At 71.7% G+C, this 21,127-nt stretch carries 22 protein-coding genes; 8 read left to right on the forward strand and 14 right to left on the reverse strand.

What is annotated here, in order from left to right; all coding sequences use genetic code 11:
- Window positions 1–17 precede the first annotated feature (17 nt).
- Complete coding sequence (serB, locus tag B7R87_RS05630; RefSeq protein WP_130584516.1) at window positions 18–1,253, forward strand: phosphoserine phosphatase SerB; 1,236 nt, start codon at window positions 18–20, stop codon at window positions 1,251–1,253.
- Window positions 1,254–1,529: 276 nt separating this feature from the next.
- On the opposite strand, the gene B7R87_RS05635 is transcribed toward serB, so the two are convergent.
- From B7R87_RS05635 to B7R87_RS05645, 4 genes are all read right to left on the reverse strand, one after another.
- Complete coding sequence (locus tag B7R87_RS05635; protein WP_006350049.1) at window positions 1,530–2,081, reverse strand: SixA phosphatase family protein; 552 nt, start codon at window positions 2,079–2,081, stop codon at window positions 1,530–1,532.
- Window positions 2,082–2,163: 82 nt separating this feature from the next.
- A complete protein-coding gene (locus B7R87_RS05640) occupies window positions 2,164–2,361 on the reverse strand; it encodes a hypothetical protein (protein ID WP_006350048.1) in 198 nt (65 codons plus the stop codon).
- 187 nt (window positions 2,362–2,548) lie between these two features.
- Window positions 2,549–2,668: an SGM_5486 family transporter-associated protein gene (locus B7R87_RS34045; protein WP_006350047.1), complete on the reverse strand. Its 120-nt coding sequence runs from the start codon at window positions 2,666–2,668 to the stop codon at window positions 2,549–2,551.
- A gap of 4 nt (window positions 2,669–2,672) precedes the next feature.
- Complete coding sequence (locus B7R87_RS05645) at window positions 2,673–4,016, reverse strand: CynX/NimT family MFS transporter (RefSeq protein ID WP_006350046.1); 1,344 nt, start codon at window positions 4,014–4,016, stop codon at window positions 2,673–2,675.
- 112 nt (window positions 4,017–4,128) lie between these two features.
- Between B7R87_RS05645 and B7R87_RS05650 the strand changes: the two genes are divergently transcribed.
- Window positions 4,129–4,815 (forward strand): FadR/GntR family transcriptional regulator, encoded by a 687-nt coding sequence (locus B7R87_RS05650; RefSeq protein ID WP_006350045.1) that lies wholly within the window; start codon window positions 4,129–4,131, stop codon window positions 4,813–4,815.
- Here the strand turns inward: B7R87_RS05650 and B7R87_RS05655 are convergent.
- From B7R87_RS05655 to fabG, 3 genes are all read right to left on the reverse strand, one after another.
- Window positions 4,787–5,164, reverse strand: a complete 378-nt coding sequence (locus B7R87_RS05655; RefSeq protein WP_040916700.1) for a hypothetical protein — start codon at window positions 5,162–5,164, stop codon at window positions 4,787–4,789. The two genes, B7R87_RS05650 and B7R87_RS05655, sit on opposite strands and share 29 nt — an antisense overlap.
- A 216-nt stretch (window positions 5,165–5,380) precedes the next feature.
- On the reverse strand, window positions 5,381–6,154 hold the full coding sequence (gene fabI, locus B7R87_RS05660; RefSeq protein WP_006350043.1) for an enoyl-ACP reductase FabI: 774 nt from the start codon (window positions 6,152–6,154) through the stop codon (window positions 5,381–5,383).
- 4 nt (window positions 6,155–6,158) lie between these two features.
- The gene (gene fabG / locus B7R87_RS05665) at window positions 6,159–6,863 is read right to left on the reverse strand and encodes a 3-oxoacyl-[acyl-carrier-protein] reductase (protein WP_006350042.1); all 705 of its coding nucleotides are present in this window, start codon (window positions 6,861–6,863) and stop codon (window positions 6,159–6,161) included.
- Between the two features lie 288 nt (window positions 6,864–7,151).
- Here fabG and B7R87_RS05670 point away from each other — a divergent pair, with 288 nt between their 5' ends.
- The 3 genes from B7R87_RS05670 (at window position 7,152) to tyrS (ending at window position 11,619) form a co-directional block, all read left to right on the forward strand.
- Window positions 7,152–8,675 carry a TldD/PmbA family protein gene (locus B7R87_RS05670; protein ID WP_006350041.1) on the forward strand — a complete coding sequence of 508 codons (1,524 nt, stop codon included), beginning with the start codon at window positions 7,152–7,154 and terminating at the stop codon, window positions 8,673–8,675.
- A 180-nt stretch (window positions 8,676–8,855) separates the two neighbouring features.
- On the forward strand, window positions 8,856–10,247 hold the full coding sequence (locus B7R87_RS05675; protein WP_006350040.1) for a metallopeptidase TldD-related protein: 1,392 nt from the start codon (window positions 8,856–8,858) through the stop codon (window positions 10,245–10,247).
- A 109-nt stretch (window positions 10,248–10,356) separates the two neighbouring features.
- The gene (gene tyrS / locus B7R87_RS05680; protein ID WP_006350039.1) at window positions 10,357–11,619 is read left to right on the forward strand and encodes a tyrosine--tRNA ligase; all 1,263 of its coding nucleotides are present in this window, start codon (window positions 10,357–10,359) and stop codon (window positions 11,617–11,619) included.
- A gap of 284 nt (window positions 11,620–11,903) precedes the next feature.
- On the opposite strand, the gene B7R87_RS05685 is transcribed toward tyrS, so the two are convergent.
- Window positions 11,904–12,179 (reverse strand): GlsB/YeaQ/YmgE family stress response membrane protein, encoded by a 276-nt coding sequence (locus tag B7R87_RS05685; protein ID WP_006350038.1) that lies wholly within the window; start codon window positions 12,177–12,179, stop codon window positions 11,904–11,906.
- A gap of 182 nt (window positions 12,180–12,361) precedes the next feature.
- Here B7R87_RS05685 and B7R87_RS05690 point away from each other — a divergent pair, with 182 nt between their 5' ends.
- Both B7R87_RS05690 and B7R87_RS05695 read left to right on the forward strand, forming a co-directional pair.
- Window positions 12,362–12,742, forward strand: coding sequence for a DUF3099 domain-containing protein (locus B7R87_RS05690; protein ID WP_006350037.1), 381 nt, complete (start codon window positions 12,362–12,364; stop codon window positions 12,740–12,742).
- A 138-nt stretch (window positions 12,743–12,880) separates the two neighbouring features.
- Complete coding sequence (locus tag B7R87_RS05695) at window positions 12,881–13,120, forward strand: hypothetical protein (RefSeq protein WP_006350036.1); 240 nt, start codon at window positions 12,881–12,883, stop codon at window positions 13,118–13,120.
- 5 nt (window positions 13,121–13,125) lie between these two features.
- Here B7R87_RS05695 and moaA read toward each other — a convergent pair whose 3' ends face one another.
- The 3 genes from moaA to B7R87_RS05710 all read right to left on the reverse strand — a co-directional run bounded on the left by moaA (window position 13,126) and on the right by B7R87_RS05710 (window position 16,469).
- The gene (gene moaA, locus B7R87_RS05700; RefSeq protein ID WP_006350035.1) at window positions 13,126–14,115 is read right to left on the reverse strand and encodes a GTP 3',8-cyclase MoaA; all 990 of its coding nucleotides are present in this window, start codon (window positions 14,113–14,115) and stop codon (window positions 13,126–13,128) included.
- A gap of 360 nt (window positions 14,116–14,475) precedes the next feature.
- A complete protein-coding gene (locus tag B7R87_RS05705) occupies window positions 14,476–16,107 on the reverse strand; it encodes a solute symporter family protein (RefSeq protein ID WP_006350034.1) in 1,632 nt (543 codons plus the stop codon).
- A complete protein-coding gene (locus B7R87_RS05710) occupies window positions 16,104–16,469 on the reverse strand; it encodes a DUF485 domain-containing protein (RefSeq protein ID WP_006350033.1) in 366 nt (121 codons plus the stop codon). Before B7R87_RS05710 ends, B7R87_RS05705 begins: the two co-directional genes overlap by 4 nt.
- A gap of 300 nt (window positions 16,470–16,769) precedes the next feature.
- On the opposite strand from B7R87_RS05710, the gene B7R87_RS05715 reads away from it, so the two are divergent.
- A complete protein-coding gene (locus B7R87_RS05715) occupies window positions 16,770–18,308 on the forward strand; it encodes a S8 family peptidase (RefSeq protein ID WP_006350032.1) in 1,539 nt (512 codons plus the stop codon).
- Between the two features lie 81 nt (window positions 18,309–18,389).
- Here B7R87_RS05715 and B7R87_RS05720 read toward each other — a convergent pair whose 3' ends face one another.
- From B7R87_RS05720 to B7R87_RS05730, 3 genes are all read right to left on the reverse strand, one after another.
- Window positions 18,390–19,124, reverse strand: coding sequence for a lysoplasmalogenase (locus B7R87_RS05720; RefSeq protein ID WP_006350031.1), 735 nt, complete (start codon window positions 19,122–19,124; stop codon window positions 18,390–18,392).
- Window positions 19,121–20,167, reverse strand: coding sequence for a sterol desaturase family protein (locus tag B7R87_RS05725; protein ID WP_130584517.1), 1,047 nt, complete (start codon window positions 20,165–20,167; stop codon window positions 19,121–19,123). The genes B7R87_RS05720 and B7R87_RS05725 overlap by 4 nt, the downstream gene beginning before the upstream one ends.
- A gap of 144 nt (window positions 20,168–20,311) precedes the next feature.
- On the reverse strand, window positions 20,312–21,058 hold the full coding sequence (locus tag B7R87_RS05730; protein WP_006350029.1) for a VIT1/CCC1 transporter family protein: 747 nt from the start codon (window positions 21,056–21,058) through the stop codon (window positions 20,312–20,314).
- Window positions 21,059–21,127: the final 69 nt, after the last annotated feature.

Consider the following 21,127-nt stretch of genomic DNA (forward strand, 5'->3'; position numbering starts at 1 on the left):
TTACGGTGGGACACACCATGAGCGCTTCGCAGAATTCCGACGTACGTACTCTTCTGGTCAAGATCTTCGGGAAGGACCGGCCGGGTATCACCGCCGGTCTGTTCGACACCCTGGCCGCCTACGCGGTCGATGTGGTCGATATCGAGCAGGTCGTCTCCCGGGGCCGCCTGGTGCTGTGCGCCCTGGTCACCGCGCCGAAGGCGGCGGGTGCCGACGAGGGCGAGCTGCGGGCCACCGTCCACAGCTGGGCCGAGTCGATGAAACTCCAGGCGGAGATCATCTCCGGCACGGGCGACAACCGCCCGCGCGGGGTCGGCCGCTCGCACGTGACGGTGCTCGGGCATCCGCTGACGGCCGAGTCGACGGCCGCCATAGCGGCCAGGATCACGGAGACCGGCGGCAATATCGACCGGATCTTCCGGCTGGCCAAGTATCCGGTGACCGCGGTGGAGTTCGCGGTGTCGGGAGCGGCGACCGAGGCGCTGCGGACGGCGCTGGCGACCTGCGCGGCCGAGATCGGTGTCGATGTGGCGGTGGTCTCCGCGGGGCTGCACCGGCGTGCCCAGCGGCTGGTGGTGATGGACGTCGACTCGACGCTCATCCAGGACGAGGTCATCGAGTTGTTCGCGGCGCACGCGGGCTGCGAGGAGCAGGTCGCCGAGGTCACGGCCGCCGCTATGCGCGGGGAGCTCGACTTCGAGCAGTCGCTGCACGCCCGGGTGGCGCTGCTGGCGGGGCTGGACGCCTCGGTGGTGGACAAGGTGCGGGCGGAGGTACGGCTGACGCCGGGCGCCCGGACGCTGATCCGGACGCTGAAGCGGCTCGGGTTCCAGGTGGGTGTGGTCTCGGGCGGGTTCACCCAGGTGACGGACGATCTGCAGGAGCGGCTGGGGCTCGACTTCGCCTCGGCGAACACGCTGGAGATCGTGGACGGCAAGCTGACCGGGCGGGTCACCGGCGAGATAGTGGACCGGGCGGGGAAGGCGAGGCTGCTGCGGCGGTTCGCGGCCGAGGCCGGGGTGCCGCTGGCGCAGACGGTGGCGATCGGCGACGGCGCCAATGATCTGGACATGTTGAACGCGGCCGGGCTCGGGGTGGCGTTCAACGCCAAGCCGGTGGTCCGGGAGGCTGCCCATACGGCGGTGAACGTGCCGTTCCTGGACGCCGTGCTCTATCTGCTGGGCATCACCCGCGAGGAGGTCGAGGCCGCGGACGCCGCGGAGCCGGCCGGGCGCGGCGAGGCCGCTCACTAGGCCGGGTCCGCCCGGAGGGGCCGGGCGGGCCTGCCATGGGGCATGGGGGGCGGATGCGTTAGGGCCGGGGGCTGCGCCCGCAGCGGGCCCGTCGCCGGTTCCCGGCGCGCAGGAGGGCCGTCGGGCCACCTGCTCCGGAACCCGGACCACCCGGCGGAACGGCGAACGGCCCCGGCGCGGATGCGTGCCGGGGCCGTCGTCGTCGGCCGGGGTCGTTCTTCCGGGATCGGGCCGGATCAGCGGGCCCGGCAGGATCCGAAAGAGAGGCCCCGGGGGTCAGGAGTGGGGCGTCCAGAAGTCGACGAGGGTGCCGACGCCGTGCTCGACGGCCTTCCAGGAGCCGGTGAAACCGAGGACGGCGAAGGCGGCGGTCGGGAAGCCGCTGCGGTTCATCCGGGCGAGGAGATCGCCCTCCGCCTCCCCGGTCAGAGCGTCCGCCAGGGCGTGCATCCCGGGGTTGTGGCCGATCAGAACGATGTCCCTGACCTCGTCGGAGACCTCGTTCAGCAGGGCGATCAGCTCGCCCAGCGAGGCCTCGTACATCCGCTCCTCGTAGACCGTCCGGGGGCGGTGGGGCAGCTCGCCGACGGCCAGCTTCCAGGTCTCGCGGGTGCGGGCGGCAGAGGAGCAGAGGGCGAGATCGAAGCTGATTCCGGTACCGGCGAGCCGGCGTCCGGCGACGGGGGCGTCCTTGCGGCCGCGGTCGGCCAGGGGACGCTCGTGGTCGGACACCTCGGGCCAGTCGGCCTTGGCATGCCTGAGGAGGACGATCCTGCGGGACTCGGGAGATCCGGAGGCTGCCCCTCCGGAAGTCGTGGCGACGCTCATGCCACCAGCTTCGCATGAAACGGGCCAGCGGGCGCGGGGTGTTGACGTCCCGATCACCGGGCGGACCTGCGGGAGTCCGGGGTCAGCGGATCAGCAGCTGCCGGAGGTACTCCAGCACCGGGGCGAGGGCCGGGGACCCGTCGGCGGACTCCGCCCGGGCCGGTTCGGCTATCAGGGCGAGGAGGACGAAGACGAGCACCGGGATGGCCAGTCCCCACCAGGGCAGACGGCCGGCGGCTCCGGCGCCCGGGGGTGAAGGGCTGGGCGTGTGGGCGGACATGAACGCCTCCTGGGGCCGGTCCGCGGATGAGGGCGAGTGGTTCCACCGTAGTGATCACGGTTCCCGGCGCCCATCCGGAAGTCCACCCACTCGCCCCTGATGCCCGCCCCCTAGGGGATACGGGGGTTAACCCCCGTACCCGCCGCCGGGGCGGGGTGCCGCGGCGGCCGGTCCGGCAACTGCCGGTTCAGGGCGAGGCGATGGTGGCGATGATGCCGACCACGACGAAGAAGCCGATCATCGTCGCGAAGACGAGGAGCAGCTTGCGCTGTCCGTTCTGGGGATTGGGTTCGAGAACTGGCTTCATGGGCTCAGTCTCGCATCCCCGTCTCGTCCTCTATCGTCCGGTCCCGGCCTGCCAGCGTCCCGAGCACGATCTGCGGTACCAGCAGCCCCGCCATCAGTGCGACGGGCAGCCCCCAGCTGCCGGTGTGCTCGTAGAGGACGCCGACCAGCAGCGGGCCGGGGATGGAGATCAGATAGCCGGTGGACTGGGCGAACGCGGAGAGCCTGACGGTTCCGGCCGCGGAGCGCGAACGCATGCCGATCATGGTGAGGGCGAGCGGGAAGGCGCAGTTGGAGAGCCCGAGCAGCAGGGCCCAGGCCCAGGCGCCCTCGGCGGGTGCCAGGAGCAGTCCGGTGTATCCGGCGAGTCCGCTCAGGCCGAGGACGGCGGCGATGGGGCCCTGGGTGCGGAAGCGGGCGGCGAGCCGGGGGATGACGAAGGCGAGCGGTACGCCCATGACCATGGTGACGGCGAGCAGCACCCCGGCGGTGGAGGCGGGGACGCCCGCGTCCCGGAAGATCTGCGGCAGCCAGCCCATGGTGATGTACGCGCCGGTGGCCTGGAGGCCGAAGAATCCGGCGAGCGCCCAGGCGGTGGGGCTGCGGACGATCGACCCGGCGGGGCGGCCGGCGGCCGGGGCGGAGTCCGGGGCAGCGGAAGCGGCCGGGACCGGGGCCGTATCGGGGTGGCGCCCCCGGCTCCGTACCACCAGAACCCACGGCAGCACCGCGGCGACCGCGAGCAGTCCCCAGACCGCGAGCCCGGTCCGCCACTCGCCGCCCAGCGCACCGGTCAGCGGGACGGTGGCGGCGGCCGCGACGGAGGTGCCGATGGCCAGGGACATGGAGTAGAGCCCGGTCATGGTGCCGACCCGGTCGGGGAAGTACCGCTTGACGATCACCGGCATCAGGACGTTGCTCACGGCGATGCCGATCAGCGCCAGGGCGGTGGCGGCGACGAATCCGGGGGTGCCTCCCGCGTAGGGCCGGATCAGCAGCCCGGCGGCGATGGCGGCCATGCCCGCGCAGACGACGGCGGCGGGTCCGTGGCGCCGGGCCAGCCGGGGTGCGGCGATACCGAAGACGGCGAAGGTGACCGCGGGGACCGAGGTGAGGACCCCGGCGACGGCTCCGCTCATGCCCAGCCCGGCGCGGACCTCCTCCAGCAGGGCGCCGAGGCCGGTGATGGCGGGGCGGAGGTTGAGGGCGGCCAGGACGACGGCGACCATGACGAGCCGGGGGAACCAGACGCTCCGGAAGGCGGCGGACGCCGGTGGGGCCGGGTCCACGGGGCCGGGGACCGGCCGTGCGCCGGAGGGCGTACGGACGGCCGCCGGGGCAGCGGTACGGGCAGCGGACTCGTCAGACATGGCACCATCATAGAATCATGGGATGATTGGTTGTCCACTGGTGACCGCTCATACTGGACCCCGTACGCAGATCCCGTACGCCCCGGGCCGTCCCAGAACCTACGGAGCACTGATGTCGTTGACCTCTCCCCGGCGCTCGGGGCTCACCGACCAGGTGATCGCACAGCTGCGGAACCAGATCACCTCCGGCGAGTGGCCGGTCGGCTCGCGCATCCCCACCGAACCGGAGCTGGTGGAGCAGCTCGGCGTGGCCCGCAACACGGTCCGCGAGGCGGTTCGCGCCCTGGCCCACAACGGTCTGCTGGACATCCGCCAGGGTTCGGGCACCTATGTCCTCGCGACCAGTGAACTGGCCGGGGTGATGCACCGCCGCTTCGCCGAGGCCTCGCCTCGCCATGTCGCCGAGGTGCGCTCGGCCCTGGAGTCCACCGCCGCCGGGCTGGCCGCCGAGCGGCGTACCGAACGCGATCTCCAGCAGCTCGACGCACTGCTGGTCCGGCGGGAGGAGGCCTGGCGGAGCGGGGACGCGGCGCAGTTCGTCGCCGCCGATATGACCTTCCACATGGCGGTCGTCGCGGCCGCCCACAACGAGGTGCTCGGCGAGCTGTACGCGGACCTGGGGGACGTCCTGCGCAACTGGCTGACCGAGGACGTCGGGCCCGAGCTGCGGCCGGAGCACCATATGGACCACGCGACGCTGGTCGAGGCGATCCGCTCCGGCGACGGCGAGACCGCGGCGGCGGAGGCGGCCGGCTATCCGTTCGCCTGTCTCAGCCGCCCCCGAACGGCTGGTGGGTGACCCAGACCGCCCGGATCTCCTTCCAGCAGCGGTCCGTCAGCTCCACGTATCCGGCGGGGCCGATATCGGAGGGCGTCCCGTCGGCGTCCACGTCCCACCAGCGGTCGCACTCCACGTGCAGTCGGACCCGGTCGGTCACCGGATAGGGGTTGTGGCAGTAGGCCGTGGCCCGGGAACCGGTGATCTCGGTACGGCAGTCCGCCTCGTACGTCCGCGGCTCCTGGTACGCCTCCGGCCCGGGCCCGTCCGCACCGGCCCGGCCCGAGGCGGCGCCGGAGCCCGCCCAGAGCAGTACGACGGCCGACAGGGGGGCAACGAGGAGCGGCGCAGTGCGGCGGATCGTCAGCACGGGCGTGACCTCCTCGGCCGTACGGCGGCCCGCCGGGCCGCGGCTGCACCACAAGGGGGATTGACGGTTCCACCCTCCCCCGCCCGGCCGTCCGCCGCACCCGGCGGGGGCCGAACGGGCGACGCCCCGCCCCCCGCGCGCTGCGGGGAAGCGGGGCGTCGTCGCGCTCTGCGCCGTACCGGAAGTGCCGGTCAGGCACCCGGCATGAAGTACCGGTCAGGCACCCATCATGTGGACGCCGCCGTCCACGTGCAGGACCGAGCCGGTGGTGCGGGGGAAGAAGTCCGACAGCAGACCGACGATGCCGCGGCCCGCCGGGTCCGGGTCGGTCTGGTCCCAGCCGAGCGGCGCCCGGTGGTTCCACACGTCCGAGAGGTCCTCGAAACCGGGGATCGACTTGGCGGCCATCGACTTGAGGGGGCCGGCGGAGATGAGGTTGCAGCGGATGCCCTTGGGGCCCAGATCGCGCGCGAGGTAGCGGTTGGTGGACTCCAGGGCCGCCTTGGCGACGCCCATCCAGTCGTACTTCGGCCAGGCGACGGTGGCGTCGAAGGTGAGGCCCACGATCGAACCGCCGCGCTCCTCCATCAGCGGCAGACAGGCCATCGCCAGCGACTTGTGGGAGTAGGCCGAGACCTGGACGGCGGTGGACACGTCCTCCCAGGAAGCCCCCAGGAAGTTGAACGCGCCCTGCGGCCCGAAGGCGATGGAGTGGACGATGCCGTCGAGACCGGAGTCGTCGCTCGCGTGCTCCCGGATCCGGTCCGCGAGCCCGTCGAGGTGCTCCTGGTTGGTGACGTCCAGTTCGATCACCGGCACGGGCTTGGGAAGCCGCTTGGAGATCCGCTCGACGAGGGAGAGCCGGCCGAAGCCGGTGAGGATGACCTCCGCGCCCTCCTCCTGCGCCACCTTGGCGGCGTGGAAGGCGATGGAGGCGTCGGTGAGGACACCCGTGACGAGGATGCGCTTGCCGGCGAGGATTCCACTCATGTGATCAGTGACCCATGCCCAATCCGCCGTCAACGGGAATGACGGCTCCAGTGATGTACGAGGCGTCGTCGGAGGCGAGGAAGCGCACGGCGGCGGCGATCTCCTCCGGCTGCGCGTAGCGGCCGGCCGGGACCTGGGCAATGATGCCCTTCCGCTGCTCCTCGCTGAGCGACTGCGTCATGTCGGTGTCGACGAAGCCGGGCGCGACGACGTTGAAGGTGATGTTCCGGGAGCCCAGCTCCCGGGCGAGGGATCGGGCGAAGCCGACGAGACCGGCCTTGGAGGCGGCGTAGTTGGCCTGTCCGGCGGAGCCGAGGAGTCCGACGACGGACGAGATCAGGACCACGCGGCCCTTCTTGGCGCGCAGCATCGCCCGGTTGGCGCGCTTGACGACGCGGAAGGTGCCCGTGAGGTTGGTGTCGAGGACGGAGACGAAGTCCTCCTCCGACATCCGCATCAGCAACTGGTCCTTGGTGATGCCGGCATTGGCCACCAGCACCTCGACCGGGCCGTGCTTCTCCTCGATCTCCTTGTACGCCTGCTCCACCTGCTCGGAGTCGGTGATGTCGCACCGGACGGCGAGGAAGCCCGCCGGAGGCTCGCCGGAGCGGTATGTGATCGCGACCTGGTCGCCCGCGTCGGCGAATGCGCGGGCGATGGCGAGGCCGATGCCCCGGTTTCCTCCGGTGACAAGAACCGAGCGGCTCAACGGATCACCCTTTCGAATAGCGGACTGGTACCCCCGATAACCCCGAAACTATCGGGCGGGGGACGCTCCCGGAGAATCGGGCCGTGACAGCGCCTTCCACGCGGCACTGTTGGATCCCTACATAAGGGCGCGGCGCCGGACGCCCCGCCCGGCCCGGGCCCGGTCCTCCGCCGGGGCCGTCCGGCGGTCGGGGCAAAGCCGCTGGGCAAGGGCTGCTCCCCCACGACATGATCGGGCACGACCGGTAGGGCGAACGCGGACCGCCGGTCTCGACGACAGGAGACATTGGTGCCTCATTCCATCGACGCGGCGTTCACGGCGCTGCCGCTGCGGGCGCTCGCCGACGCGGCGCTGGCCCGGGCGAGGGCCCTCGGCGCCGATCACGCCGACTTCCGGCTCGAACGGGTCCGCAGTGCCTCCTGGCGGCTGCGGGACGCCCGCCCGGCCGGGTCCTCCGACACCACCGACCTCGGGTACGCGGTCCGGGTGGTGCACGGCGGTGCCTGGGGCTTCGCCTCCGGGGTGGACCTGACCATGGACGCGGCGGCCCGGGTGGCGGGGCAGGCGGTGGCGATGGCGAAGCTGTCGGCGCGGGTGATCGCGGCGGCGGGTTCGGACGAGCGGGTGGAGCTGGCCGACGAGCCGGTGCACGCGGACCGGAGCTGGGTCTCGTCGTACGAGATCAACCCCTTCGACGTGCCGGACGCGGAGAAGGCCGCGCTGCTGGCCGAGCGGAGCGCGCGGCTGCTCGCGGCGGACGGGGTCGCGCATGTCGACGCGTCGCTGCTGACCGTGCAGGAGAACAAGTTCTACGCGGACACCGCGGGGACCGTCACCACCCAGCAGCGGGTCCGGCTCCACCCGGAGTTCACGGCGGTCGCGGTGAACGAGTCGTCCGGCGAGTTCGACTCGATGCGGACGATCGCGCCGCCCGCGGGCCGGGGCTGGGAGTATCTGACCGGCACCGGCTGGGACTGGGAGTCGGAGCTGGAACGGATCCCGGAGCTGCTGGCGGAGAAGATGCGGGCGCCGGGCGTCGAGGCGGGCCGCTACGACTTGGTCGTCGACCCCTCCAACCTCTGGCTGACCATCCACGAGTCGATCGGTCACGCCACCGAGCTGGACCGGGCGCTGGGCTACGAGGCGGCGTACGCGGGCACCTCGTTCGCCACCTTCGACCAGCTGGGGAAGCTGGAGTACGGCTCCTCGGTGATGAACGTGACCGGCGACCGTACCGCGGAGCACGGACTGGCGACGGTCGGGTACGACGACGAGGGCGTCGAGGCCCAGTCCTGGGACCTGATCAGGAACGGCAGGCTGGTGGGCTACCAGCTCGACCGGCGGATCGCGAAGCTGACCGGTCTCGGCCGGTCGAACGGCTGCGCGTTCGCGGACTCCCCCGGGCACGTACCGGTGCAGCGGATGGCGAACGTCTCGCTCCAGCCGGCGCCGGGCGGGCTGTCCACGGAGGACCTGATCGGGGGCGTCGAGCGGGGGATCTACGTGGTCGGGGACCGTTCCTGGTCCATCGACATGCAGCGGTACAACTTCCAGTTCACGGGACAGCGGTTCTTCCGTATCGAGAACGGGCGGCTGGCGGGACAGCTCCGGGATGTGGCGTACCAGGCCACGACCACCGAGTTCTGGGGGTCGATGGAGCAGGTCGGCGGCCCGCAGACCTATGTGCTGGGCGGCGCCTTCAACTGCGGCAAGGCCCAGCCGGGCCAGGTCGCGGCGGTCTCCCACGGCTGCCCGTCGGCGCTGTTCCGCGGCGTCAACATCTTGAATACGACGCAGGAGGCGGGCCGGTGACGGGGCAGGCCGAGCACCGACACTGCCGGGGGTCCGGGGGTCGCCCCCCGGGTCAGCACAGTTTGAACACGACACAGGAGGCGGGTCGGTGACGGAGCAGGCCGAGCACCAACTCCGCCGGAGGTCCGGGGGTCGCCCCCCGGGCACGCACAGTCTGAACACCACGCAGGAGGCCGGGCGATGAGCCGTACCACCAAACCGCACGAGATCGTCGAGCGGGCGCTGGAGCTGTCCACCGCCGACGGCTGTGTCGTCATCGCGGACGAGCACTCCACCGCCAATCTGCGGTGGGCCGCGAACGCGCTCACCACCAACGGGGTCACCCGGGGCCGGACCCTCACGGTCATCGCGACCGTGGACGGCGCCGAGGGCACGGCGTCGGGGGTGGTGACCCGGTCGGCCGTCACCGACGCCGATCTGGAACCGCTGGTACGGGCCGCGGAGGCGGCCGCCCGGTCCGCCGGGCCCGCCGAGGACGCCCAGCCGCTGGTGCCGGGCCGGGCTGCCGATCCGGGGTTCACCGAGGGGCCCGCCGAGACCTCGTCCGCCGTCTTCGAGCGGTTCGCCCCGGCACTGGGCGAGTCGTTCGCCCGCGCCCGGGCCGGCGGCCGGGAGCTGTACGGCTTCGCCAACCACGAGCTGACCTCGACCTATCTCGGCACCTCGACCGGGCTGCGGCTCCGGCACGACCAGCCGAACGGGACGCTGGAGCTGAACGCCAAATCCCCCGACCGGTCCCGGTCGGCCTGGGCCGGACGGGCCACCCGTGACTTCACGGACGTGGACCCGGCGGCGCTGGACGAGGAGCTGGCCGGACGGCTCGCCTGGGCCGGGCGGCGCATCGAGCTGCCCGCCGGACGGTACGAGACGCTGCTGCCGCCCACGGCCGTCGCGGATCTCCTGATCTACCAGTCGTGGTCGTCGGCCGCCCGGGACGCGGCCGAGGGCCGTACCGTCTTCTCCAGGCCCGGCGGCGGCACCCGGCTGGGCGAGAAGCTGGCCTCGCTGCCGCTGACCCTGCGCAGCGACCCGAACGAGCCGGGACTGGAGTCGTCGCCGTTCGTGATCGCCCACTCCTCGGGCGACGACGCGTCGGTCTTCGACAACGGAATGCCGATCGCGCCGGTCGACTGGATCCGGTCCGGGACCCTGGAGCATCTGGTCACCACCCGGCACAGCGCCGGGCTGACCGGGCTGCCGGTGGCGCCGGGCGCGGGCAATCTGATCCTCGACGGCGGCGGGGACCGTTCGCTCGCGGAGATGGTCGCGGGTACCGAGCGCGGGCTGCTGCTGACCTGCCTCTGGTACATCCGCGAGGTCGATCCGGCGACCCTGCTGCTGACCGGTCTGACCAGGGACGGGGTCTATCTGGTCGAGAACGGCGAGGTGGTGGGCGAGGTGAACAACTTCCGCTTCAACGAATCGCCCGTCGATCTGCTGTCCCGGGCCGTGGAGGCGGGCCGCACCGAGCGGACGCTGCCGCGGGAATGGGGCGACTGGTTCACCCGGGCCGCGATGCCCGCGCTGCGGGTCCCCGATTTCAATATGAGTTCGGTCAGCGCGGGCGTATAACCTCGAAGGGGCGGCGGCACACGCCCGGAGCGTGTGCGGGCCGCCTTCCCGGCCCGTCTGCGCAGCCGCGTATGACGGGCATCACATCCAGCAAGGAGACACGAGAGTCGTGACGGACATCGTCGACGAACTGCAGTGGCGGGGGCTGATCGCCCTCTCCACTGACGAGGACGCATTGCGCAAGGCGTTCGCGGACGGTCCCGTCACGTTCTATTGCGGCTTCGACCCGACCGCGCCCAGTCTCCACCTGGGCAATCTGGTCCAGATCCTCACCATGCGCCGCATCCAGCAGGCGGGCCACCGCCCGCTGGGTCTGGTCGGCGGGGCGACGGGTCTGATCGGTGACCCCAAGCCGACGGCGGAGCGGACGCTCAACGATCCGGAGACCGTCGCGGCCTGGGTCGGCCGGCTCCGCGGCCAGATCGAACGGTTCCTCGACTTCGAGGGCCCGTACGCGGCCACCATGGTCAACAATCTGGACTGGACGCAGGGCCTGTCGGCGATCGGGTTCCTCCGGGACGTCGGCAAGTACTTCCGGGTGAACAAGATGATCGCGAAGGAGGCGGTCGCCCGGCGGCTGAACTCCGACGCGGGCATCAGCTACACCGAGTTCAGCTACCAGATCCTCCAGGGGATGGACTTCCTGGAGCTGTACCGGCGCCACGGCTGTGTGCTCCAGACCGGCGGCAGCGACCAGTGGGGCAATCTGACCGCGGGCACGGATCTGATCCACCGGGTCGAGCCGGAGGCCCGGGTCCACGCCCTGGCCACCCCCCTGATCACCAAGGCCGACGGCACCAAGTTCGGCAAGACGGAGTCGGGCACGGTCTGGCTGGACCCGGAGCGGACCAGTCCGTACGCCTTCTACCAGTTCTGGCTGAACGCGGACGACCGCGATGTCTCGAAGTTCCTCCGGATCTTCAGCTTCCGCTCCCGGGCGGACATCGAGGAGCTGGAGCGGCAGACCGAGGAGCGCCCTCAGGCGCGGGCGGCCCAGCGGGCCCTCGCGGAGGAGCTGACGACTCTGGTGCACGGCGCCGACCAGTGCGCGGCTGCCGTGAACGCGTCGAAGGCGCTGTTCGGGCAGGGCGAACTGGGTGAACTCGACGAGGCGACGCTGCGCGCCGCGCTGGCGGAGCTGCCGCAGGCGCGGCTCGCGGAGCCGGGTGCCGTGGTCGACCTCTTCGCCGAGGTCGGCCTGGTCGCCAGCAAGTCGGCGGCGCGCCGGACCGTGAAGGAGGGCGGGGCCTACGTGAACAACGTCAAGGTCACCGCCGAGGACGCGGTCGTCTCGCGGGACGAGCTGCTGCACGGCCGCTGGCTGGTGCTGCGCCGGGGCAAGAAGAACCTGGCAGCGGTCGAGATCGGCTGACGCGGGAGCCGCGGCGGACGGTGCCGTGCCCCGGAGCGGGCGCCGGTACGGCACGGCACGTCCCGGGCGAAGCCTGCCGTACCGTCGCGGCCCGCTCCCGCGGCACCGCGGCCGCGGGCCCGGCCCGGCCCGGCCCGGACAACGGTCCCCCTCCCGGCTCTCCGCGCGTAACGCCCGGGACGGCACCGTACCGATGAATCGGTGCGGTGCCGTCGTGCCGGGGCGGGCGCCGGAGCCGTACCGGAGGGCGGGGCAGCACCCCGCCCTCCGGTAGTCGGCGGCCGTCACGCTTTCTGTTTGCTGCCCTTCATCGCCACCCAGGCGCGGTCGCCCAGGAAGACGAGGATGACGGCGGCCACCAGCTGGAACGCGTGGCGGCTCCAGTCGATGCCGGCGGTTTCCGCGACTCCGAGTCCGGCCGCGATCCAGTTGCCGATCACGGCGCCACCGATGCCGCAGATGGTGGCGAGCCACAAGGGGAGGTGCTGCTTGCCGGGCAGGACCAGCTTCGCCAGCAGGCCCAGCACGAATCCCACGATGATCGCCCACAACCAGCCCATGGCTGCCTCCTCGTCAGGCTCTGCGTGAGCAGGTACGCCGCCATTCTCGGCCTTTGCACCAAATGGCGCATGTCGGGCAATATCCGCCCTTCCCCCGGTGGCCCGCCCGCCGGGGGCCCGGCGTACCGTGGTGGACGGCGGAACCGGGGAGCGTTCCGCGGACGATCGGGCGGTGGAACGCGATGCGGCGGAGCGTGGGTACGGAGGTCTTCCGGATCACGGGGGCCCGGCAGGGGCTGGCCGAGGACGTCCGGGGGCGGCAGCGCCGCTATGTGATCTCCATGGTGGTGCGGACGGTGTCGTTCGTGGCGGCGGCCGTCCTCTGGAACGTCGAACGTCCGGTGGCGGTCGTCGCCATCGTGCTCGGGATGCTGCTCCCCTATGTCGCGGTGGTGATCGCCAACGCGGGCCGGGAGCGGCCCCCGTCCCTGCCCTCGACCTTCGTTCCGGTGACCACCCGGCCGATGCTCGCGGCCCCGGCGCCGACGCCGGAGAGCGCCGCCGAGCCCGCAGAAACCGTGAACAACGGAGCGGCAACCGCCGGTAAAACATCGGATCAATAGTTCAAGTTCCGGTGCCCGGCGGCGTGTTGCCCATGGCATACTGCCTACGCGCTCCGCATCCCCCGTCGGGGCGACAGACCGACGCCGGGCAGCTCCCCCCGTGGCTGCCCGGCGTCGCTGTGTGTGGACAATGAACCGGTGCTTATCGACCCGGTGAACGAAGAGAACCCGATCTGCTCGGCCAAGGGCTGCCGTACGGCGGCGGTCTGGGTGCTGGCCTGGAACAATCCGAAGCTGCACACCCCCGAGCGCCGTAAGACCTGGCTGGCCTGCGACGAGCACCGGGAGCATCTGTCGCAGTTCCTCGGCGTCCGGGGTTTCCTCAAGGACGTCGTGACGCTGGAGGAGTGGCACTCCCGGCCCGGCGCGGAGGGCTGACGGCGTCAGCCGCCGATGGCGGACATGGGGCGATCGGGCTGGAGGAACGCCGGGTCGTCGAGGCCCGATCCCGCCTTCTTGCCCCGCATCGCCAGCCGCCAGAGGCCGGCTATCTCCTCGTCCGGCCGCCCGGAGCGCAGGGCGGTGCGCAGATCGGTTTCCTCCCGTGCGAAGAGGCAGGTCCGCACCTGGCCGTCGGCGGTGAGCCGGGTGCGGTCGCAGTCGGCGCAGAAGGGCCGGGTGACCGAGGCAATCACTCCCACGCGGTGCGGCCCGCCGTCGACGGTCCAGCGTTCGGCGGGGGCCGAGCCGCGTTCGTCCGGCTGCTCGGGGGTGAGGGCGAAGCGGGTGCGGAGCGAGTCCAGGATGGCCCCGGCGGTGACCATGCCGTCGCGCTTCCAGCCGTGCTGGGCGTCGAGCGGCATCTGCTCGATGAAGCGGAGCTCGTACCCCTGCTCGACGGCCCAGGCCAGCAGGGCGGGGGCTTCGTCGTCGTTGATCCCGGGCATCAGGACGGCATTGACCTTGACCGGGGTGAGTCCGGCGGCGCGGGCGGCCTCCAGCCCGTCGACGACATCGCGGTGGCGGTCCCTGCGGGTGAGGGTCCGGAAGACCTCGGGCCGCAGGGTGTCCAGGGAGACGTTGACCCGGTCGAGACCGGCGGCGCGGAGCGCGGCGGCGGTACGGCGGAGCCCGATGCCGTTCGTCGTCAGGGAGAGCCGGGGGCGGGGGGTGAGCGCGGCGCACCGCTCGACGATCCCGACGAGCCCGGGCCGGAGCAGGGGTTCGCCTCCGGTGAAGCGGACCTCGGTGATACCCAGCTCGGTGACGGCGATCCGGACCAGCCGGACGATCTCGTCGTCGGTGAGCAGCTCGGGTTTGGCGAGCCAGCGCAGCCCCTCTTCGGGCATGCAGTAGGTGCACCGCAGATTGCACCGGTCGGTCAGCGAGACCCTCAGGTCCGTGGCGATCCGGCCGTAGGTGTCGACGAGCACGGTCGGTCTCCTCCCCCGGCGAGACGAACTTGGCGGACGTGTGCCGGAGGCGCAGGGCTCCCGGTCGCACTTGCGAGCCTACGCCAGGGGTCCGACATGATCGCCGGTGTCGGGGGCGACGGGCGGGGGTCGAGGGGTCCGGGAGGGGTCCGGGAGGGGTCCGGGAGGGGCCTCGGGACGGGGAGGGCCCGGAGGTAGTGCGGGAAGCGGTACGGCCGCGCCGCGGGGGCTGCGGCGCGGCCGGTACGACGCGGGGCCGGGGGCCGAGGGCCGGGGGCCGACGGCCAGGGGACGAGGGCCGGGGGCCGCGTACGGTCGTCGCGCGGTCACAGTGCGCCGACCGCCCCCGGCCGCCCGGGTTCAGTGGGCGCCGACGCCGGTCAGCGACTTGACCTCCAGTTCGGCGTACTTTCCGCGGTCGGGCTTCTCCTTCGTCAGGACCGAGCCCAGCCAGCCGAGGAGGAAGCCCAGCGGGATGGAGACCAGTCCGGGGTTCTCCAGCGGGAACCAGTAGAAGTCGGCGTTCTTGAACATCGACGTGGGCTTGCCGGAGACCACCGGCGAGAAGACCACCAGCACGACGGAGGAGATCAGCCCGCCGTAGATGGACCAGAGTGCGCCCTGGGTGGTGAACCGCTTCCAGAACAGGCTGTAGAGGATCGTCGGCAGATTGGCGGAGGCGGCGACCGCGAAGGCGAGGGCGACGAGTCCGGCGACGTTGAGATCGCGGGCGAGGGCGCCGAGCGCGATGGAGGCGACGCCGATGGCCACGGTCGCCCAGCGGGCCGCCCGTACCTCCTCCTTCTCCGTGGCCTGCCCCTTGCGGATCACATTGGCGTAGATGTCGTGGGCGAAGGACGACGAGGAGGCCAGGGTGAGCCCCGCGACGACGGCGAGGATGGTCGCGAAGGCGACCGCGGAGATGACGGCGAGCAGGATCGCGCCGCCCGCCGAGTCGGTGCCGCCGAGATGGAGGGCGAGCAGCGGGGCCGCCGTATTGCCCGCCTTGTTGGACGCGGTGATCTCGGCCTGGCCGACCAGGGCCGCGGCGCCGAAGCCGAGGGCGATGGTCATCAGGTAGAAGCCGCCGATGATGCCGATCGCCCAGAGCACGGACTTACGGGCGGCCTGGGCGGTGGGGACGGTGTAGAAGCGGATGAGGATATGCGGCAGTCCGGCGGTGCCGAGGACCAGGGCGATGCCCAGGGAGATGAAGTCCAGCTTGGAGGTGCCCGTGGCGCCGTACTTGAGCCCCGGCTCCAGGAACGCGGCGCCGTGCCCGCTCTTCTCGGCGGCGGTGCCGAGGAGGTCGGAGATGTTGAAGTTGAACTTGAGCAGCACCAGGAAGGTGATGAGCAGGGTGCCCGCGATCAGCAGGACGGCCTTGACCATCTGCACCCAGGTGGTGCCCTTCATCCCGCCGATGGTGACGTAGAGGATCATGATGATGCCGACGAGGGCGACGATCAGCACCTTGCCGGTGTCGGTGGTGATGCCGAGGAGCAGGGAGACCAGGACGCCCGCTCCGGCCATCTGGGCGAGCAGATAGAAGATGGACACCACGATGGTGGAGGTGCCCGCGGCGGTACGGACGGGGCGCTGGCGCATCCGGTAGGCGAGGACGTCGCCCATGGTGAACCGGCCGGAGTTGCGCAGCGGTTCGGCGACCAGCAGCAGGGCGACCAGCCAGGCGACGAGGAAGCCGATGGAGTAGAGGAAGCCGTCGTAGCCGAAGAGGGCGATGGCACCGGCGATGCCGAGGAAGGACGCGGCGGACATGTAGTCGCCGGAGATCGCGAGCCCGTTCTGGAAACCGGTGAACTGCCGTCCGCCCGCGTAGAAGTCGGCGGCGCTCTTGGTCTGCCGCCCGGCCCAGACGGTGATGATGAGGGTGGCGACCACGAAGAGGCCGAACAGGGTGATGATCAGCGGCCGGTGCTCGGTGGTGGCGTTTTCGGCCGCCAGGGTGAGGGAGTACGGGGAGGGGCTCACGCGTCGGCCTCCATCCGGGCCTTGATGGCCTCGGCCCGCGGGTCCATCACACGGGCCGCATGGCGGGCGTACCACCACGCGATGAGGAAGGTCGTGGCGAACTGGGCGATCCCGAGGACGAGGGCGACGTTGATGTTGCCGAAGAGCTTGGCGCCCATGAAGTCGCCCGCGTAGCTCGACAGCAGGACGTACAGCAGGTACCAGGCGACGAAGGCGAAGGTCAGGGGGAAGGCGAAGGAGCGGTAGGAGCGGCGCAGTTCGCCGAACTCCTCGCCCTCCTGCACCCTGATGAACTGCTCGGTGGTGGGCGGGCCCGGTTCGGGGGCGGTCGTGCTGAGCGGCGGCGGTGCGTCGGTGGTCACGGAATCTCCTGATGACGCCGGGGTCGTCGAAGGGGACAGGCTGCTCAAAGCGGTCCTCGGTTCCATTGGGTCAGGGGGCGGTTCGATGGTGCTCCACCTCCTGCCCACGGCACGGAGAGCACGCCGGGCAGGTTCAACTTCGGTCGTTTTTCCCTCGGCTCCGAGGATTGTCGCTTCGAACACATTGATGAGGACCAAGATCGGCGCTAGTTTCACTGGTCATGTACCCGCCTACCGGTACTCGGGGTACCGGGAGGCGGACGGCACTGTTCCGGCACCGATTGATGATGTGGAGAACCCATGGCTCTTCCGGGATCCAGACGACGGCGTGCGACGGCTCTGACCGCGGGTCTGGCGCTGACCGCCACCCTCGGCTTCCTTCCGGCCGGGTCCGCTTCGGCGGCTGACGCGACCGAGGCGGCAGCCGCGGTTCCGGCGGTGACCGACGGCCCGAAGCTGTCGTACGTGGTGAACGTGAAGAACGGTTACGGCAACGCCAAGGCGGCCAAGAAGGCGATAGCCGCGGCCGGTGGCACCATCGTGATCGCCTACGACCAGATAGGCGTCATCGTCGTCCACTCGCAGAACCCGGCGTTCGCGCAGACGGTCCGCAAGGGCAAGGGCGTCCAGTCGGCCGGTGCCAGTCGTACCGCTCCGATCGCCCCCGCTCTGGACACCGCGATCGACTCGGAGCGTCCGCTGACGGCCGCGGAGGCCAAGGAGTCGGCCGAGGTCGCCGGCGACGGCCAGGACCCGCTGGAGCCGCTGCAGTGGAGCCTGCCGGCCATCAAGGCGGACCAGGCCCATGAGCGCACCCTGGGCAGCAAGAAGGTCACGGTCGCCGTGATCGACACGGGTGTCGACGACACCCACCCGGACCTGGCGCCGAACTTCGACGTCCGCTCCTCGGCCAACTGCGTCACCGGCAAGCCGGACACCACCCCCGGCTCCTGGCGGCCGGGCCCGACCGAGTCGGACCACGGCACCCATGTCGCGGGCACCGTCGCCGCCGCCAAGAACGGCGTCGGCGTCACGGGTGTCGCGCCGGGCGTGAAGGTCTCCGGCATCAAGGTGTCCAACCCGGACGGGTTCTTCTACACCGAGTCCGTGGTCTGCGGCTTCGTCTGGGCCGCGGAGAACGGCGCCCAGATCACCAACAACAGCTACTACATCGACCCGTGGCTGTTCAACTGCAAGGACGACCCGGACCAGGGCGCCCTGGTCGAGGCCGTCACCCGGGCCACCCGCTACGCGGAGCGCAGGGGCACGGTGAACGTGGCCGCCGCCGGCAACTCCCGGATGGACCTGGCCTCCGACAGCCTGACGGACACCACGAGCCCCAACGACACGACGCCGGGCACCCGGGTCATCAACCCGAGTGAGTGCCTGGACATCCCGACCCAGCTCCCGGGGGTCGTGACGGTCTCGTCGCTCGGTGCCAAGGGCCTCAAGTCGTCGTTCTCGAACTACGGCAACGGTGTGGTGGACATCTCGGCGCCCGGCGGTGACGCCACCCGCTTCCAGGCTCCCGAGGGCCCGGCGGTCGACGGCCGCATCCTGTCGACGCTGCCCGGCGGCAAGTACGGCTACAAGGCCGGTACGTCGATGGCCTCCCCGCATGTCGCGGGCGTCGCGGCGCTCATCAAGTCCAAGTACCCGTGGGCCCCGCCGTCGGTCGTGAAGGCGGTCCTGGCCGGACAGGCCGACAACCGCGCCTGCACCAACCCGTACGACTACAACAACGACGGTGTCGTCGACGCGGTCTGCGAGGGCGACACCCGGAAGAACGGCTTCTACGGCGAGGGCGTCACCGACGCGCTCGACGCGGTGCGCCGCTGACGCGCCGACCGCTAGCGCAGTGACCGTCCGATGACGGTGGAGGGCCGGACGATCCCGTCCGGCCCTCCTTGCTGTCCGGGGCTACCGGCCGGGGGCGCCGGTGGCCGCGTTGCGGCCGGATGTCCCGAGCACCCCGAGCACCCCGATCGCCAGCAGCAGCTGTCCCGCGCTGTAGATCAGCATGATCCAGAAGTCGGGCTCCGGAAGCTGCGGCCAGCCGGCGATCCCGGTGGCGATGATCAGGTCCGAGACGAGGAAGAGGGCGCCGCCGAGACCGGCGAGCAGGCCGAGGGCGGTCGACTGCCGTGCCATGACCGTCAGCAGGGCCGCGTATCCGGCGACGGGGACGCGCAGTTCGGCCGGGAGACCGGGCCAGAGCAGCACCACGAGGACGACCAGGGCGGTGCCGTAGACCGGTGCGGTCCACCGCGGGGGTGCGGCCGCGCCGCGGACGGCGGCGAAGAGCGCGAGATAGCAGAGGTGTCCCACGGCGAAGGAGCCCATGCCGACGAGGAAGGCCCAGTCCGCTCCGGAGAGCAGGAACACGTCCCCGCCCCAGCCGAAGAGCAGCGCCGCCACCAGCAGCCTCGGGCCGCCGCGTACCACGACGAAGGCGGCGATCAGCGGCATCAGCAGCGGTTTGGCGATCCGGTGGCCCGTCTCGGCCTCGGCGACGAGGGACCCGAGGTCGGTCAGGAGCGCCAGCCCGAAGGCGGCGAGCAGCACCTTGGCTGCGAGCACGGCCCGGGCCGTCGGCGGGGGCGGCGCGGTCGGCGTGGTCGGCGTGGTCGGCACGGGGTGCTGATCGGTGGTCACGCGGCACGTCCTGCGGGGGTCTCGGGGGCGGGGGTCGGGGAGGCCGGCCCGGGCGGTGGGGACGGTGGAGTAGCCGAAGCGGTCTGCGGTACGGGCTGCGCCGGTACGGCCTCCGGCCCGACCGGGGGCGGCGACGGAGCTTCCGGCAGTACGGGCGGGGGCGCCGGGTTTGCCGAAGCGGCCTGCGGTACGGGTGGGGGCGGCGCGGCAGGTGGTGCGGGCTGCCAGCCCGGGCCCCGCAGCAGCCGGCCCGCGCGCTCGCGCCACGAGGCCGCCGCCCGCAGATCGCGGGCGATGGCCGCGTACTCGTGGGTGGCGACCCGCAGCGGGTTGTAGGTGTCGATGTTCTTGGTCAGCCCGTAGACGGGCCGTTCGGTCTCGGCCGTGAAGGAGCCGAAGAGCCGGTCCCAGAGGATGAGGATGCCGCCGAAGTTGCGGTCCAGATAGCTCCCCTGGGACGCGTGGTGGACGCGGTGGTGCGAGGGCGTGTTCAGCACGTACTCGAAGGGCCGCGGCAGTCTGCCGATCCGCTCCGTGTGGACCCAGAACTGGTAGACGAGATTGACCGACGAGCAGAAGGCCACCGCGGCCGGATGCACCCCGAGGGCGACCAGCGGCAGATAGAACGGCCAGACCGTCCAGGTGGTCCACGGCTGGCGCAGCGCGGTGGTCAGGTTGAACTTCCGGCTGGAGTGGTGGACCACGTGGCAGGCCCAGAGGATCCGCACCACATGGTGGCCGCGGTGGGACCAGTAGTAGAGGAAGTCCTGGGCGAGCAGCAGCAGCGGAACGGTCCACCACACCACCGGGACCCGCGCCGGGGTCAGCTCGTACACCGCCGTGTAGACCGCGACGATCGGGATCTTCCAGAGGAGGTCGAAGGCGATGCTGCCGAGGCCCATGCTCACGCTGGTGACCGCGTCCCGGGTGTCGTAGCCGGCGGCCCGCTCGTCGGGGCGGAGCCGGCAGCTCACCAGCTCCACGGCCGTGAGCAGCACAAAGGCCGGTATCGACCACAGCACGACATCGGGCAGGTTCGGCATGGGTGCACCGTAAATGCGGTTCGCGGGGGCGGGCTAGACGGTGTTACCGACAAGTATGCGAGACAGAATGTCAGCAAGTTTTGGCGGGTTCCACCAATCGGGGCGCTCCCGGCGGGGGGCGGCCGTACGTCCGGACCGGACCGGTCAGGCCCCCACCGCGCCGAGCAGTGACCCCGCCGCGTAGGTCACGGCCATCGCCAGCGCCCCTCCGCCCGCGTTCCGGGCGATCGCGGTCCCGGGCCGCGCCGCGCCGAGCCGGGCGCTCCACCAGCCGGTGAGGACGAGGGCGGCGAGCACCGACCCGACCGTCACGGCGAGCCGGACGTCCGCCGGGGGCAGCACGATCGCCAGCAGCGGCAGCAGCGCCCCGACGGTGAAGGCGAGAAAGCTGGCACCGGCGGCGTGCCAGGGGTTGGCCAGTGCGTCCGGGTCGATGCCCAGCTCCACCCGGGCGTGGGCGCGCAGCGCATCGCGCTCGGTGAGCTGGACCGCAGCCTCGCGGGCGGTGTCGCGGGCGAGTCCGCGCTCCGTCAGCAGGGTGGTCAGCTCTTCGAGTTCGGCCTCGGGCTCCTCCCGCAGCTCGCGCTTCTCGACGGCGAGCGCGGCCTTCTCGGAGTCGCGCTGGGTGGAGACGGAGACGTACTCGCCCGCGGCCATGGACATGGACCCGGCGAGCAGTCCGGCCAGTCCCGAGGTGAGCAGCGCCGACCGGTCGGCGGTGGCGCCCGCGACACCGACCACGAGTCCGGCGGTGGAGACGATGCCGTCGTTGGCGCCGAGGACGGCAGCCCGCAGCCAGTTGAGCCGGGTGCCGAGACCGGTGTCATGGGGCTCGTGATGCGGCCCGGGCGGTGGCTCCGGGGCCGCTCCCCCGGTGGTGTCGTACGTCATCCCGGGAGGGTCCCACCCTCCGGCCGGCAACAAACGGAACGACTCGTTCAGGGGGCGGTCCGGACTGAG

The organism is Streptomyces tsukubensis, from assembly GCF_003932715.1.
In the GTDB taxonomy this organism is placed as follows: domain Bacteria; phylum Actinomycetota; class Actinomycetes; order Streptomycetales; family Streptomycetaceae; genus Streptomyces; species Streptomyces tsukubensis.